Origin of the sequence: Psychrobacter phenylpyruvicus DSM 7000 = NBRC 102152 (assembly GCF_000685805.1) — a bacterium.
Lineage (GTDB): Bacteria > Pseudomonadota > Gammaproteobacteria > Pseudomonadales > Moraxellaceae > Psychrobacter > Psychrobacter phenylpyruvicus.
In genome coordinates, this window is the sequence record NZ_JMKP01000018.1 from 13461 (window position 1) to 28833 (window position 15373).

The window sequence follows — 15373 nt, forward strand, 5'->3', positions numbered from 1 at the left end:
TACTTTAAAAGGGTTGTTGACACAATCTTTACATTCCACTTAGTGACTGCAGGAAGCAGTCTTCCCTTAAGGGGATACCCTTCCCCTTTCATTGACAAAAGGAGTTTGTCTTATGAATCCCTCGCAAGATTCGTCAGGCTATTGGAAAGCCAATGTCCGTTTGATTCTTATCTGTCTTTTCATCTGGGCTTTTTGCTCGTATGGCTGTGGTATTTTATTCCGCCCTTTATTGGCTGGCATAAAGTTTGGTGGCGCTGACCTTGGCTTTTGGTTTGCCCAACAAGGCTCGATTATCACCTTTATTATTCTCATCTTCTTCTACGCTTGGCGTATGAATAAGCTGGATAAACAATACGGCTTAGATGAGGAGTAAGTTATGAGTCAATTTACCATTAATATTTTATTTGTCGGTGCATCCTTCCTACTCTACTTCGGTATTGCTATTTGGGCACGAGCGGGTTCCACCAAAGAGTTCTACGTAGCTGGGGGCGGAGTTCACCCTGTATTAAATGGCATGGCAACCGGTGCTGACTGGATGAGTGCCGCCTCTTTTATCTCTATGGCAGGCTTGTTGGCTGCTGGCGGTTACGGAGCTTCCACCTATCTGATGGGCTGGACTGGCGGTTATGTCCTCTTGGCCATGCTTTTAGCGCCGTATTTACGTAAATTCGGTAAATACACAGTGCCTGACTTTATTGGTGATCGCTTCTATTCTAAGACCGCAGCTTTGGTCGCTGTGGCCTGTTTAATTATTGCCTCTACCACTTATGTTATCGGGCAGATGACAGGGGCTGGCGTAGCTTTCTCGCGCTTTTTAGAGGTCGAAAACACCACGGGACTAATAATTGCAGCCTTTGTGGTCTTCTTCTATGCGGTATTAGGGGGTATGAAAGGTATTACCTATACTCAGGTTGCCCAATATGTGGTATTAATCATTGCTTATACCATTCCTGCGGTCTTCATCTCTCTTGAATTAACCGGCAACCCTATTCCCGCATTAGGTATGTTCTCAACCCACACAGAATCGGGTATCCCCTTACTTACTAAGCTTGATCAAGTGGTTACCGACCTTGGTTTTACCGCTTATACCGCAGATGTGCCTAACAAGTTAAATATGGTTCTATTTACTTTATCTTTAATGATTGGTACCGCCGGTCTTCCCCACGTCATCATTCGCTTCTTTACCGTTCCCAAAGTAGCCGATGCGCGTTGGTCTGCAGGCTGGGCATTGGTATTTATCGCCCTGCTATATTTTACCGCACCTGCAGTGGGCGCTATGGCACGCTTAAACCTTATGGATACTGTTTATCCTCAAGGTGTTGAAGCGCCTGCGCTACGTTATGAAGAGCGTCCAAGCTGGATGCAAACTTGGGAAGACACCGGCCTGATTCAATACAATGATCTAAACGGTGATGGTCGTATTCAAATGTATAGTGATAGTGGCTTAGGAGCAGCGCAAGCCGCTTTAGTCGCCGCACAAAATGAGGGTGGCGATGTTACGGCTGCCACAGCTGCCGTTGAAGAAGCAAAAGTTGCGCATGCAGCAGAGCTTGAAGGCAAGTTTACTAATGCGGGCTGGGCAGGTAATGAGCTGGATGTGAATAATGACATCATGGTACTCGCCAATCCTGAGATTGCCAATTTGCCACCTTGGGTCATCGGCTTAATTGCAGCAGGCGGCTTGGCCGCGGCTTTATCTACTGCCGCAGGTCTACTATTGGCGATATCCTCCGCCATTAGCCATGACTTAGTCAAACGTAACTTCAATCCTGATATTAGCGATAAAGGTGAGCTGATGGTGGCGCGTATCTCAATGGCGGTTGCTATTGTCGTCGCGACCTATCTTGGCATTAATCCGCCAGGTTTTGCGGCGCAAGTGGTAGCACTAGCCTTTGGTATCGCCGGTGCTTCGTTATTCCCTGCATTAATGATGGGTATCTTCTCAAAACGCATCAACAACTATGGCGCCATCGCCGGTATGTTAGCCGGTCTAATCACTACTTTGGTCTATATCTTCGTCTACAAAGGTTGGTTCTTTATTCCAGATACTGCCAACTTCCCTGATACAGCTGAATACTGGTTATTTGGCATCTCGCCCATGTCATTTGGTGCTATTGGTGCTCTAATTAACTTTATCGTGGCCTTCTTAGTATCTTCAATGACTCAAGCGCCTCCGGTACATATTCAGCAGTTGGTTGAAAGTGTTCGCTCACCTCGGGGTGCTGGGTCGGCTATTGATCATTGATATGCAAACAACACAGTCTATTTGTTTTAACCACAAAGTAACTCAGTGGCCCGCTCACTGAGTTAACCAAAAAAAAGATGAATAGGCCACATAAGCGGCTTATTCATCTTTTATTTATTAACACTAGCCATTTTTTAACTCACTAACCTCGGACTCCTGCCCATGATTTATGAATTTATTGCCACAATAACTGCAGGCTTTGGTATGGCTGGTATCGCCATGATTATCCGCCATCTCACTAAGTTTGCTGGTATCCCCACTCCAAAATGGCTGATTCCCATTTTTGCAGCAATAGGCATGTTAGGCTTTCAAATTCATCAAGAATACAATTGGCAACAGCAGCAGATAGATAGGCTACCCGAACAAGTAAAAGTGATAAAAACGGTTGAAGGCCAAGTGTGGTATCGCCCTTGGAGCTACCTAAAACCACAAGTGATTCGCTTTATGGCAGTTGAGGTAGGCCAGCCGCTTGGTTCTGATATTAACCCGACCACACAGGACATCAGACACAGTAATATCTACTTGTTTGAAAGACGTATGAGTACCAAAATCATTCCGCAGCTAGTGAACTGTCAACAACCTGCCATCACCAGCTTAACCACCAAAGCCCCTTTATCTGCCGCTACTTTTAAGCAGCTGCAATGGCAGCCACTAACCGCTGATGATGAGATTTTGCAAGTGGTTTGTCAGTAATCTGCTATTGGTCTTTGGCTTAACTTATGGGCTACTCCACACTCATTCGAGCTCTATTTTTGGCAACGGTTTTGGCACCGATGCCCTTCACTTTTGCCAACTCATCAACAGAAGCAAATGGCCCAAAAGCCTCTCTATATAACATGATCTGCTGCGCCTTACTGCTGCCGATACCGGTTAACTGTGTTAATTCCCCCTCATCTGCAGTATTTAAATTAATGACCACACTTTGCTTAGCCAGTTGTTTATTCTGCTGCTGAGTGATCAGATACGCATAAGCTTGATTGGCATCGGCAAAGCATTGCTGCGCCCAAGCATTTGCGCTTAGGCCCAACTGCAGCATCAATAATATCCCGAGAACTACTGTTCTGCTGGGCTTATTCATGCTGTTTGGCCAGCTCCCACAACGCATCCATTTCCTCTAGGCTACTTTGTTGAGCCGTTTTACCTTGTTTGGCTAACTCCGCTTCTATGAAACCAAAACGTGAGCGGAACTTATGCACACAGGTTAAGGTAGCCGCCTCGGCATCTAAGTTCAGCTTGCGTGCCACATTCACTAAGCCAAAGATGCAATCGCCAAGCTCTTTTTCCAGCTCCTGTTTCTGAGTGGCATCTACCTGCTCGCCAGCTTGCGGTAAGATCTGCTTTAATTCGGCGATTTCCTCCTCTAGCTTCTCTATTGCTCCGGCCACTCCTTCCCAATCAAAGCCCAGCTTACTGGCGGCTTGTTGTAAGCTTTGCGCTTGCATCAATGCGCTACCGGCTTTCACAGCATCTAAGCTGCGTTTGGGCTTACCCCGGCGTTCACGCTCTGCTTTCTCTAAAGCTTTAATCTCATCCCAGCGCTTTTTTACTGCAGCTTCATCAGGCAGCTTATCGGCTTCAAACACATGTGGATGACGACGAATCAGCTTACTTTGTAAAGTATAAATCACCTCACCGAGGTCGAACTGCTGCTGCTCGGCATAGATTTGGCAATGGAAAACTACTTGTAGTAGTACGTCACCAAGCTCGCCTTTAATGTCCTCAATATCACCTTCCTGAATCGCTTCAGCGAGTTCGTACGCCTCCTCTATCGCATAAGGAATCAAGCTGTGATTGGTCTGCTTAATATCCCAAGGACAGTCAGCGCGCAATCTAGCCATCAAGGCCAATAAGTCACTCATTTCCGAGGTTGGCTCTGGAGTTCCGGTTACTGGGGTTGGTGCAATAATTGAGGTAGCATTTGATGCAGTGATTGGTGTGGCATTTGGTGCATTGTTTGATGCAGCGCTTGATGAATGTGACATGGCCCTATTACCTTTATCAAAAAAATTACTGTGCATGGCTAAGTAGCCGCTGCTTTGAGAGTGATACCTGAAGTGTATCATTTTACAATTGTAATTATGGCTTCATCAGAATATAGTAAACTTCATATTAATAAACTCAAAAACACACTTTTAAACAAGAAGAAAAAAGACATGACCGATGCAGCAAACCTCCCTTCTGCTTTAGATAACACAGCAAACACTGCCGCAAATGATACCTCAACTACCCACTCTAGCTGGCCCTCTTTAACCAACATTGTAGTCATTGGCGCAGGCTATGTGGGTCTGTCCAATGCCATTTTATTGGCACAAGCACAGCTAAATACCCAAGTCACGCTGTTTGACATCGACAACAATAAGATAGAACTGTTACAACAAAATAAGTCTCCGCTACAAGACACCGAGATTTGTGATTATTTGGCCAATAAAGCGCTTAATTTGACCGCCACCCAGCAGTCGGTGATAGACAATCAGGGCATTTATCAAAATAGTGATCTGGTAATTATTGCCACCCCGACTAACTATGATGTGGCTTCAGGCAAATTTGATACCTCCTCGGTTGAAGCCAGTATTGCTGCAGTCCGAGAGCAAAACGCCAGTGTACCTATCATCATTAAGTCGACCATTCCCATTGGCTTTACCGACAGTATGCGTCAGCAATTTGACAGTCAAATTTTGTTCATGCCTGAATTCTTACGCGAAGGCCAGGCGCTGTATGACAACTTATATCCCTCACGCATCATTGTTGGCGCAACTTGCGAGCAGCAAGCCTTGGCGACGGCCTTAATGAACCTATATCGACAAGCCAGCCTAACGCCTGAGGTGGCGACACTTATGATGCCACCGACGGAAGCTGAAGCGGTGAAGCTCTTTGCCAACAGCTATCTAGCCACCCGCATTGCTTTTTTTAATGAATTGGACAGCTTTGCTGAAAAGCATCAATTAAACAGCCAGTCAATCATCACCGGCGTTGGCTTAGACCCTCGTATCGGGCAGCATTATAACAACCCCTCATTTGGCTATGGTGGCTACTGCCTACCCAAAGATACCCAGCAGCTTAAAGCCAATTACGCTGGTATCCCCGCCAATTTAATCCATGCTGTGGTCGATGCCAATAACACTCGCAAGCGCTTTATTGCCCGTCAAATTATTGACAAAAACCCCAATCAAATAGGAATCTATCGTCTAAGCATGAAAAAAGACGCTGACAACTTTAGAGACTCGGCAGTGCTAGATGTGATTAATACCCTTAAACAGCATGGTATGAGTGTCAGTATTTATGAGCCAGCTTTAGACACCGATAGCTTTGAAGGTTGCCAGGTGATTAATGAGTTAGACCGCTTTAAACAGCATAACGACTTAATTGTCGCCAACCGCTGGCACGATGAGTTGTCTGATGTCAAAGACAAGGTTTACTCAAGAGATGTGTTTGGCTATAGTTAGCCCCGACATCTAAGCTTGTTTATGGCCCAAAAGCTTTAGCTATTTTATAACTGATTATTTAACATTTTGTATTGCTAATCCATTTTACAAAAAAGGCTGCACATGACCACACCCACTAGTTCTGATATTGATAATAAAAATAATGATGCTTTAACCCATCGCCCCATTACCTCTTTCAAAGCTTACGACATTCGCGGTGAGCTCGGCGTTAATCTCGATGAAGACATTGCTTATCGTATCGGCCGTGCGTTTGCTCAGATTTTGGCCAGTCAAAAGAATGCCAGTGAGGGCAATGAGACGCTACAGAACAGCATCGTTATTGGCTGCGACATTCGTGACTCAAGCGAGACACTGAAGCAAGCGACTATTCGCGGTATTGTTGATGCCGGCGTTGATGTGATTGACCTAGGCATGACCGGTACTGAAGAGGTGTATTTTGCCACTAGCCATTATAATGCGTTAGGTGGTATTGAGGTCACCGCCAGTCACAACCCCATCAATTACAATGGGCTAAAACTGGTGCGTGAAGGTTCAAGACCGATTAGTGCTGACTCTGGCCTGGCAGAGATTCAAGCTTTGGCAGAGCAAGGTAGTTTTGCCGCCTCTGCCCAAGCAGGGAAGGTAGTAGAGAAGTTTGATAAGACCGCTTATGTCGATCACTTAATGAGCTTTATCGATACCGATAAGCTAGTACCTTTAAAGATTGTGATTAACTCTGGTAATGGCAGCGCGGGTCCGACTGTTGATTTAATTGAGCAGCGTTTACAACAAAAAAACGCCCCTGTTGAAATCATCAAAGTACACCACACCCCAGATGGTAGCTTCCCCAACGGCATCCCCAATCCTATGATCTTGGCCAATCGTGAATCTACCAAACAAGCAGTGATTGAGCATAAAGCTGACTTAGGCATCGCCTTTGATGGTGACTTCGACCGCTGCTTCTTGTTTGATGCCCAAGGTGAATTTGTGGAGGGCAGCTATGTGGTTGGTATGCTAGCCCAAGCCTTTTTGCAAAAGCATCCCAGTGCGGCCATCGTCTACGACCCTCGCGTGCTCTACAACACCGAAGCTATTATCGCAGAGGGTAACGGTAAAGCAGTGATTAGTAAATCAGGCCACTCTTTTATCAAGCAAGTCATGCGTGAATCAGGAGCCGTCTATGGCGGTGAAATGAGTGCCCATCACTACTTTCGTGACTTCTTTTATTGCGACAGTGGCATGATTCCTTGGCTACTGACCATTGAGCTGTTATCGACCACTGGCAAATCATTAGGTCAGTTGGTAAATGAGCGTATCAGCGCTTACCCTAGCTCAGGCGAGATTAACTTTAAGCTGACCCAAGCCAGCAGCGATGAAATCATTAGCGCTATTGAAGACTACTTTAGCGCACAAAACCCTGACAAAAACACCCTAGATGGCTTAAGCCTAGACTTTGGCCAGTGGCGCTTTAATATTCGTGCCTCAAACACTGAGCCCCTAATTCGACTTAACATCGAAACCAAGGGTGATGAGACATTATTGGCTGAAAAAACTGCCGAAATTAAACAGTGGTTGGCCACACAAGGGGCTGAGATTGCTTAGGTCTGCTTTTTAAGTTATTAGTAAGTGGTTAGACAAAGCTTTAATTCAAAAAAACTGTATAAAAAATCCCGTTAACCAATTTTGGATTAACGGGATTTTCGCTTTTTGCTTGTACCCTAAAAAAAGCTTGAAACCAAAACCGTCTACTTGCTGCGGCCAATACCTTGATAGTCGCCAGTCAGTGACTGGATTTGATCTTTAGTAAACGCATTTTGGGCATCAAACACCGGTATCACCACCTCATTAAGAGCACTGATAGGCAAACGCTTGGTCTCTGGCCATGATAATACAAATAAGGCATCGCAATGCGCTAACTGCTCAGTGGGGGTCTCAATAAACTGCAATAACGGCTGATCAGGATACAATCCTGCCAGCTCGCTCTCGGCCTCTAATGCATAGACCTGAGTGGTAATATTATAAGACCATAACAAGTTTAATAACGGGTGAATGGCAGCCTCAGAGGTGCGCCCTGAGCCTGGCTTATAGCTTGCACCCCAGATAGACACCTGCTTATTCTCAATAGCTCCATCAAAATACTGCCAGAACTTGCGGAAAATAAGCTCTTTTTGGTCATTATTAATAACATCAACAGTTTGCATTAAACGGTGATCCACCTGAGTATGGGCCAAGGTTTGTTGTAATGCCTTAAGCTCGGCTGGGAGAGTCGTCCCCCCAAAGCCCCATCCCGCCTTTAGATAACTGCTACCAATACGAGTGTCTAACCCCATGATATCAGCTACTTCTTGGATATCTACCCCTTGGCAATCAGCCAATCTTGACCATTCATTCATAAAGCTAACCCGAGTAGCAAGCATACTCATAATGGCACTGCGTGAGAATTCAATGGTCGCAATATCACTGATATAACTGCGTCGAGCCTGGGCAATTAAGGGCTGCAATACCGCCACTTTATCTATTGAGTCGGCTGTCTTCTCCCCCATCAACCACAGCTTAGGCGATAGCATTGAAGGATAGGCACTGCCGTCTTGCAAAAAAACAAAGGGTACGTAATAAACCCAAGGACGCTGGCAATAATGGGCAATGTCTGCAAAAACTCCCAAAGTGCTAATGCCACTTAAGATAACTGGGGTCTGACTGGGGACTTGGCTTTCATTTAACGCAGTTACCCAAGCTGGCTTATTGTCATTACTGTGACACCACGTCTCAGGCAAATCGCTATGAAACAGCCAGTATAGACTGGCAGTTTGCTGGGCGAATACCGCCGCCGCTTGCTCTGGAATAGGCTGCACCACGATGCTTTGTTGGTTTAGATACAGTTGCCATAAAGCCTGCTGCTGATGCTCAAACTTATAGTTGGCTAGGGTATGCTCTAGTTCATTTTGATCGGTATATAAGCTGACCCTATTCCCTAAGCTCACCATTACCGTAGCGGTGGTAATGGCATCGATTGAGTGACCAACAATTACGCATAGGTTATCTGCTACGCTATTACTGGGTTTTATATGGGCTGGCATGGTCATCAAACTTCATCCTTTTTATTGTTTTTAATGATTTTATTGTTATTAATGCTAACGCTTATTTTTCCTCAATTTGCTTATTAATATGCTGTAATAAAGCCTGAGTAGAGCTGTCAAAAGTAGCTTGTTCTTCTGCAGCTGTATTTGACTCACGCTTTGTTAAATGAATATGAGCAAAGACTGCATCGGCCACCTTTTTACCCATCTCCACTCCCCATTGGTCAAACGGGTTGATGTCCCAAATACTGGCCATGACAAACACTTTATGTTCGTACAAAGCAATTAGAGCACCAAAGCTAGTTGGAGTCAGCTCATCCAATAAGATCGTCGTCGATGGCTGATTGCCCCGATAGCGCTTGAATTTATCCAGTTCTGAGACTTCTTGCTCCGCTTTGGCGGGTAGCGCCTCGTTACCAAAAGCCAATACTCGACTTTGTGCCAAGCAGTTGGCCAATGACAAAGCATGTTGGCGCTTTAATTCACTAGACTCAGACTCTTGATAATAATTGACGCAGGCAATGAAGTCACAGGAGACTTTTTGGGTACCTTGATGCAGCAATTGATAAAAAGCATGCTGTGCGTTAGAGCCAATCTCCCCCCATAAAATTGGGCAGGTGGCATAGGTAACGGGCTGACCGTCATGGGTCACTGATTTACCATTACTCTCCATTTCAAGCTGCGTCAAGTAGCTTGGAAAGTACTTAAGACGACCATCGTAAGGCAGCACAGTATGGGCATTAATGCCTAAAAAGGTACTGTTCCAGACCCCGATCAGTCCCAATAACAGCGGTAAGTTTTGATCAAAGTCGGCATGCAAGAAGTGCTGGTCCATCGCATAGGCGCCTTGCAGCATTTCATTGAAGCGTTCAGTACCAATGCGAATGGCTACCGCTAAGCCGATGGCCGACCACATTGAAAAACGACCGCCAACCCAGTCCCAGAGCTTCAACTGGTGCTCTGGGGCGATGCCCCAAGCACTAACTCTGTCAGGATTGGCAGAAATACCAATAAAATGTCGGCGCAGTAAGGTGGTTTGACTAGCGCCAGTACTCAGCAGCCACGCTCGAGCCGTCTCTGCGTTAGACAAGGTATCCACAGTACCAAAAGACTTAGAAGAGATGATAAACAAAGTCGTTTCTGGATTTAGATACTCCAATAAGCTGCCTAGCTGAGTGCCATCCATATTAGATACAAAGTGGACTTCAATATCACTGTCTGCCCATTCATCGAGCGCAGTATTGGCCATAACTGGGCCCAAATCTGAACCACCTACCCCAATATTAACCACATCGGTAATGGCTTTGCCCGAATAACCGCGCCAGATGCCATTGCGAATTCGGCTCACCAAATCCGCCGCTTTATCTAGACTATCATGAACCTCTGCCACCACATCCATACCTTGGTGTGATAGCTTGGCAGTCCTCGGCAAACGCAGGGCAGTGTGTAGCGCCGCTCTATCCTCACTACTATTTACCTTGTCGCCTTGATACAGGCTACGAATTTTTTGTGGTAAATCACAAGCTTCGGCTAACTGGATCAATTGCTGTTTCACTGACTCATCAAGGCACTGCTTGGAGTAATCAAAATAAATCCCTGCGGCCTGAACACTGAACTTTTGCGCTCTATCTTGCTGCTTGGCAAATAACTGTGTTAACGACCAAGGCTTTTGTGCCAATTGTTGTAACTGTTGCCACTGTGATAACTGAGTAGGTAGAGCATGGTCTTTGTGCGCTGGTATCATAATACTGTGACTCAATAAGGCTAAAGTTAGGCTTGAAGCTGCTGCTCGGCAAAGTAAATAAAGGCCTTCATATAGCTGGTCATATCACCGGCATCAAAACTTTCGCCCAGCATGGTGGTGATGTCCACCCCTTGGGTGCTAATTAAGGCATCGATGGCATCGGTCAATTGGATTTCACCGCCCACTGAAGGCTTAGTCTCAGCCAAATAATCAAAAATAGTAGCGGTAAATACATAACGCCCCACCACTGCCAGATTAGAAGGCGCATCGGCTAATGCCGGCTTTTCTACAAAGCCGGCCACTGCGAAGTTGGCGTTGTTATCAGCAGACAGCTGTGATAATTGTGCCTCATCTTGTAGTTTAGCAATACCATATTTATGTACATCTTCATCGGCTACGGCGCTTACTAAGATTTGTGAATGGTTGCTTTGCTTAAAGCTCTGAATCATATAGGCCAGGTTGTCTTTGTCCATATTGGTGGTAAACGGATTAAGCACCACATCCGGCAGCAATACCGCAAAAGGATTGTCGCCGACAATAGGACGAGCCTTTAACACTGCATGACCAAGACCTAATGGTTTGCCCTGACGAATCATAGATACTGACACATCCTCTGGTAGCCAGTTTAAGCTATCTGCCAATTCATCTTTGCCTTTGGCACGCAGCTGGTTATCCAGCTCAGCATTAATATCAAAGTAGTTCTCAATGGCACTTTTTTGGGCATGCCCTACCAATACTATGTGCTTAATACCGGCAGCAATGGCTTCTTCAATTACGTAATGAATGGCAGGACGGTTTCCTAACGGCAACAGCTCTTTTGGGACTGATTTTGATAAAGGCAACATACGAGTACCGAAGCCGGCAACAGGGATAACAGCATGAGTTACTTGAGTGGTCATAAGCATCCAATTTTAATTGTTGTAAGGTATTTAATGATTATAGGGAATCTAATAGTTTTTGGCTAAGTGTGGGTTAAGAAGAGTACTATTTATCTTAAGCACAAATTATATTTAACCCAAAATTATGTCTCTATTGTAGCAAACTTCAGTATCCATTCCACAGCTGTTAGTCTGCCTTATGAACAGAATCTAACACAGAATATTTAACCAAAAAAAAGAGCACCCCAGAGGGATGCCCTTTTCATCTATAAACAGACCTTGTACAGACAGAGATTAAGCTGTCTGCGCAACAAAGCAAATTACCAACCAGTAACTTCTTTAACGGTCTCACCAATCTTAGATGGGTCACGAGTATACGCGATGCCCGCTTCTTCGAAGGCTTTGAATTTCTCTTCAGCAGTACCTTTACCACCAGAGATAATCGCACCAGCATGGCCCATACGTTTACCTTTAGGGGCTGTTACACCAGCGATGTAACCGATAACTGGCTTAGTTACGTGCTCTTTGATGTAAGCGGCTGCTTCTTCTTCAGCTGTACCACCGATTTCACCGATTAGTACGATGGCTTCAGTTTGAGGATCTTCTTCAAACATTTTCAAGCAATCGATTTGGTTCATACCTGGGATTGGGTCACCACCAATACCGATACAAGTTGACTGACCGAAGCCTAGTTTAGTGGTTTGAGCCACAGCTTCATAAGTCAAAGTACCAGAGCGTGAGATGATACCCACTTTACCTGGTAAGTGGATGTGGCCTGGCATAATACCAATTTTACACTGACCTGGAGTGATTACGCCTGGGCAGTTTGGACCAACCATTTTCACATCGCCAGCTTCTTCGATGTAGCGTTTTGCTTTTAGCATGTCTAAAGTTGGAACACCTTCAGTGATCACAACGATTAGTTTAACGCCTGCGTCTACCGCTTCGATGATTGAATCTAGAACGAAAGGAGCTGGAACGTAGATAACTGACGCATCAGCGTTAGTCGCTTCCATAGCTTCCGCCATAGTGTTAAATACAGGTAGACCTAGGTGAGTTTGACCCCCTTTACCTGGAGTTACACCACCAACTACTTTAGTACCGTACTCAATCGCTTGTTCTGAATGGAAAGTACCGTTTTTACCAGTAAAACCTTGCACCAATACTTTGGTGTCTTTATCAATTAATACACTCATTATTTACTCCTAATTATGGTCACTTATTTGGGATTATGCAGTTTTTACAGCATCAACAATTTTCTGCGCAGCGTCAGATAGGCCTTGAGCTGAAATTACTTCCACATCAGACTCGTCTAACAACTTAGCACCTAATTCAGCATTGTTACCTTCTAAGCGAACCACGACAGGTACAGTTACATTCACTTCTTTAACCGCTGCAATGATGGCTTCAGCAATCATGTCACAACGTACGATACCACCGAAGATATTGATTAGAACGCCTTGTACGCTGTCATCTTCTAAGATGATTTTGAACGCTTCTACAACGCGATCTTTAGTAGCGCCACCACCAACGTCTAGGAAGTTAGCTGGCTTACCACCGTATAGTTTGATGATGTCCATAGTTGCCATAGCAAGACCGGCACCGTTAACCATACAACCGATGTTACCTTCAAGAGCAACATAGTTTAGGTCAAATTCAGCTGCTTTTAGTTCACGCTCATTTTCTTGTGATGGGTCATGTAATTCAGCGATTTTTGGCTGACGGAATAGAGCGTTTGAATCCACACCGATTTTGCCATCAACACAAGCCAATTCGCCGTTTTCACGAACCGCTAGTGGGTTGATTTCAATCATATCGAAATCGTTTTCGATAAAGGCTTGATAAGCACCAGTCATTAGCTTAACGAACTGGTTGATTTGCTTGCCTTCTAAGCCTAGTTTGAAACCTACTTCACGAGCTTGGAAAGGCATTAAACCTACTAAAGGATCTACAGTGATGCTGAAGATTTTTTCTGGTGTTTCTTCTGCTACTTTTTCAATCTCAACACCACCTTCAGTTGAGGCCATGAAAGTTACACGGCGAGTAGCACGGTCAACTACCGCACCTAGGTATAGCTCAGTTTGTACTGGGTACATGTCTTCTGCAACCAATACGAAGTTTACTGGCTGACCTTCAGCATCTGTTTGATAAGTAACTAAGTTAGTACCGATTAGGCTTTCAGCAATTTCTTTGGCTTCTTCACGAGTTTTAGCAAGCTTAACACCACCTGCTTTACCACGGCCACCAGCGTGAACCTGTGCTTTGATTACCGCAACATCTGTTGGGGTTTTGTCAAAAGCTTCAGCAGCTTCTTCACCATTATAAGCAATGATCCCTTTTTGGATCGGTAGTCCATAGCTTTCTAGCAATAGTTTTGCTTGATACTCATGTAAATTCATAAAGTTATCCTTTAGTTTTTTATTTAACAGATTAAAGCTGACACCAGATACCTAAATCCCTCTAATGTCAGCAACTTAATTAGCAACAGACTTTTATATAAATACTAATTAGCACTTCACTAAGTCTATAACTGTTTCTTATTTACGCTTTTTACGCTGGATTGCGTGGATAGCACGACCATCTGCTGAAAGAGCGGCTTCATGGACAGCTTCACTGATCGTTGGGTGAGCAAATGTCATTAGCTGTAGGTCTTCAATGCTTGAAACGAATTCCATAGCAATCATACCTTGGTGAACAATATCACCTGCGCCGGCACAAATAGCGTGCATACCTAATAAGCGGTCAGTTTTGGCATCAGCCACAACTTTGATAGAGCCTTGACCTTCACTTTGTGCTAAGGCACGGCCGTTAGCTGCTAAGTTAAATGAACCGGTCTTAACGTCATAACCTTGTTCTTTGGCCGCTTGCTCAGTTAAGCCAACCCAAGCAATTTCTGGGTGAGTATAGATGACATTGATGATGGTGTCATAGTTAACTTGCGCTTTTTCACCATGGATACGCTCAACGGCCATCATGCCCTCTTCCATTGCTTTGTGAGCAAGCATAGGACCACGCACTAAGTCACCAATAGCGTACACGCCATCTAGATTAGTTTTACACTGATCATCTACTTCAACCAAACCGCGGTCTGTTAAAGTGATGCCTGAATCTTCACCCAATAGTTTTTCAGAATAAGCACGGCGACCCACACAAACGATTAGTTTGTCGAAGGTTTCTTCACTAGACTCACCGCCTTTCTCACTGGTCACAACCACTTGGCCGTCTTTGATTTCAGTACCGGTTACTTTGGTATCCACACGGATGTCTAGACCTTGTTTTTTTAGCAATTTGCCCGCTTCTTTAGCGATGTCTTTGTCAGCAGCAGCTAAGAATTCAGGTAATGCTTCATACACTACCACTTCAGCACCTAGACGACGCCATACTGAGCCAAGCTCAAGACCGATTACACCAGCACCAATCACACCCAAACGCTTAGGCGTTTCAGTGAAGTCTAACGCACCAGTTGAATCAACAATAATGCCTTCTTCGTTGTCTACTGGAGCAACTGGGATATCGATAGGCACAGAACCCGCCGCTAAAATAACGTTTTTAGCAGTGATTACTGTTTCTGACTCATCTTCTAAAGCGGTAAATTTAACTTTTTTCTCGCTGCCTTTACCGTCAACTAAAGTACCCCAACCTTGTAACCAATCTACGCCGTTGCCTTTAAGTAGCATAGCAACACCGCCGGTTAACTGCTTAACGATACCTTCTTTACGTTCGATCATTTTTGCAACGTCGATTTCAACATCGCCAGTAGTGATGCCATGCTCAGCAAGGTCATGCTTAGTAGCCTCATAACGGTGTGAAGAATCAAGTAACGCTTTTGAGGGGATACATCCTACGTTTAAGCAAGTACCGCCCAATGCAGGCTCACCTTTATAAACGCGTTTTTCGATACAAGCCACGCTCATACCCAATTGACCGGCACGAATAGCGGCTTCATAACCACCTGGGCCACCGCCAATAACAACTAAATCATAATTGTCTTTCATAGTATATTCCGT

The 15373-nt window shown here is 44.9% G+C and carries 13 protein-coding genes; 5 read left to right on the forward strand and 8 right to left on the reverse strand.

The genetic code is table 11. The features are described 5' to 3' along the window. Positions 1–112: 112 nt before the first annotated feature. The 3 genes from G561_RS0108120 (at position 113) to G561_RS0108130 (ending at position 2938) form a co-directional block, all read left to right on the forward strand. The gene (locus tag G561_RS0108120; protein WP_028859092.1) at positions 113–373 is read left to right on the forward strand and encodes a DUF4212 domain-containing protein; all 261 of its coding nucleotides are present in this window, start codon (positions 113–115) and stop codon (positions 371–373) included. A 3-nt stretch (positions 374–376) separates the two neighbouring features. Then, complete coding sequence (locus G561_RS0108125) at positions 377–2245, forward strand: sodium:solute symporter family protein (RefSeq protein ID WP_028859093.1); 1869 nt, start codon at positions 377–379, stop codon at positions 2243–2245. 162 nt (positions 2246–2407) lie between these two features. After that, on the forward strand, positions 2408–2938 hold the full coding sequence (locus G561_RS0108130) for a hypothetical protein (protein WP_028859094.1): 531 nt from the start codon (positions 2408–2410) through the stop codon (positions 2936–2938). A 31-nt stretch (positions 2939–2969) separates the two neighbouring features. Here G561_RS0108130 and G561_RS0108135 read toward each other — a convergent pair whose 3' ends face one another. Beyond that, the gene (locus G561_RS0108135; protein ID WP_028859095.1) at positions 2970–3323 is read right to left on the reverse strand and encodes a ComEA family DNA-binding protein; all 354 of its coding nucleotides are present in this window, start codon (positions 3321–3323) and stop codon (positions 2970–2972) included. Then, positions 3316–4104, reverse strand: coding sequence for a nucleoside triphosphate pyrophosphohydrolase (gene mazG, locus G561_RS0108140; protein WP_227674080.1), 789 nt, complete (start codon positions 4102–4104; stop codon positions 3316–3318). The genes G561_RS0108135 and mazG overlap by 8 nt, the downstream gene beginning before the upstream one ends. 294 nt (positions 4105–4398) lie before the next feature. Between mazG and G561_RS0108145 the strand changes: the two genes are divergently transcribed. Beyond that, a complete protein-coding gene (locus tag G561_RS0108145; RefSeq protein ID WP_081794422.1) occupies positions 4399–5688 on the forward strand; it encodes a nucleotide sugar dehydrogenase in 1290 nt (429 codons plus the stop codon). A gap of 102 nt (positions 5689–5790) precedes the next feature. After that, entirely contained in the window at positions 5791–7269 is a 1479-nt protein-coding gene (locus G561_RS0108150) for a phosphohexomutase domain-containing protein (protein ID WP_051584463.1), read from the forward strand. 143 nt (positions 7270–7412) lie between these two features. Here the strand turns inward: G561_RS0108150 and G561_RS0108155 are convergent, their stop codons facing one another. The 6 genes from G561_RS0108155 to lpdA form a co-directional block, all read right to left on the reverse strand. After that, positions 7413–8750 carry a UDP-glucose/GDP-mannose dehydrogenase family protein gene (locus tag G561_RS0108155; RefSeq protein WP_051584464.1) on the reverse strand — a complete coding sequence of 446 codons (1338 nt, stop codon included), beginning with the start codon at positions 8748–8750 and terminating at the stop codon, positions 7413–7415. Between the two features lie 55 nt (positions 8751–8805). After that, positions 8806–10488 carry a glucose-6-phosphate isomerase gene (gene pgi, locus G561_RS0108160; protein WP_037032024.1) on the reverse strand — a complete coding sequence of 561 codons (1683 nt, stop codon included), beginning with the start codon at positions 10486–10488 and terminating at the stop codon, positions 8806–8808. A 26-nt stretch (positions 10489–10514) separates the two neighbouring features. Further along, positions 10515–11393 carry a UTP--glucose-1-phosphate uridylyltransferase gene (locus G561_RS0108165; protein WP_037032026.1) on the reverse strand — a complete coding sequence of 293 codons (879 nt, stop codon included), beginning with the start codon at positions 11391–11393 and terminating at the stop codon, positions 10515–10517. A gap of 293 nt (positions 11394–11686) precedes the next feature. Continuing rightward, positions 11687–12562 carry a succinate--CoA ligase subunit alpha gene (gene sucD, locus G561_RS0108170; RefSeq protein WP_028859102.1) on the reverse strand — a complete coding sequence of 292 codons (876 nt, stop codon included), beginning with the start codon at positions 12560–12562 and terminating at the stop codon, positions 11687–11689. 33 nt (positions 12563–12595) lie between these two features. Beyond that, positions 12596–13765, reverse strand: coding sequence for an ADP-forming succinate--CoA ligase subunit beta (gene sucC / locus G561_RS0108175; RefSeq protein WP_028859103.1), 1170 nt, complete (start codon positions 13763–13765; stop codon positions 12596–12598). Between the two features lie 138 nt (positions 13766–13903). Continuing rightward, positions 13904–15361, reverse strand: a complete 1458-nt coding sequence (gene lpdA, locus G561_RS0108180) for a dihydrolipoyl dehydrogenase (protein ID WP_028859104.1) — start codon at positions 15359–15361, stop codon at positions 13904–13906. Positions 15362–15373: the final 12 nt, after the last annotated feature.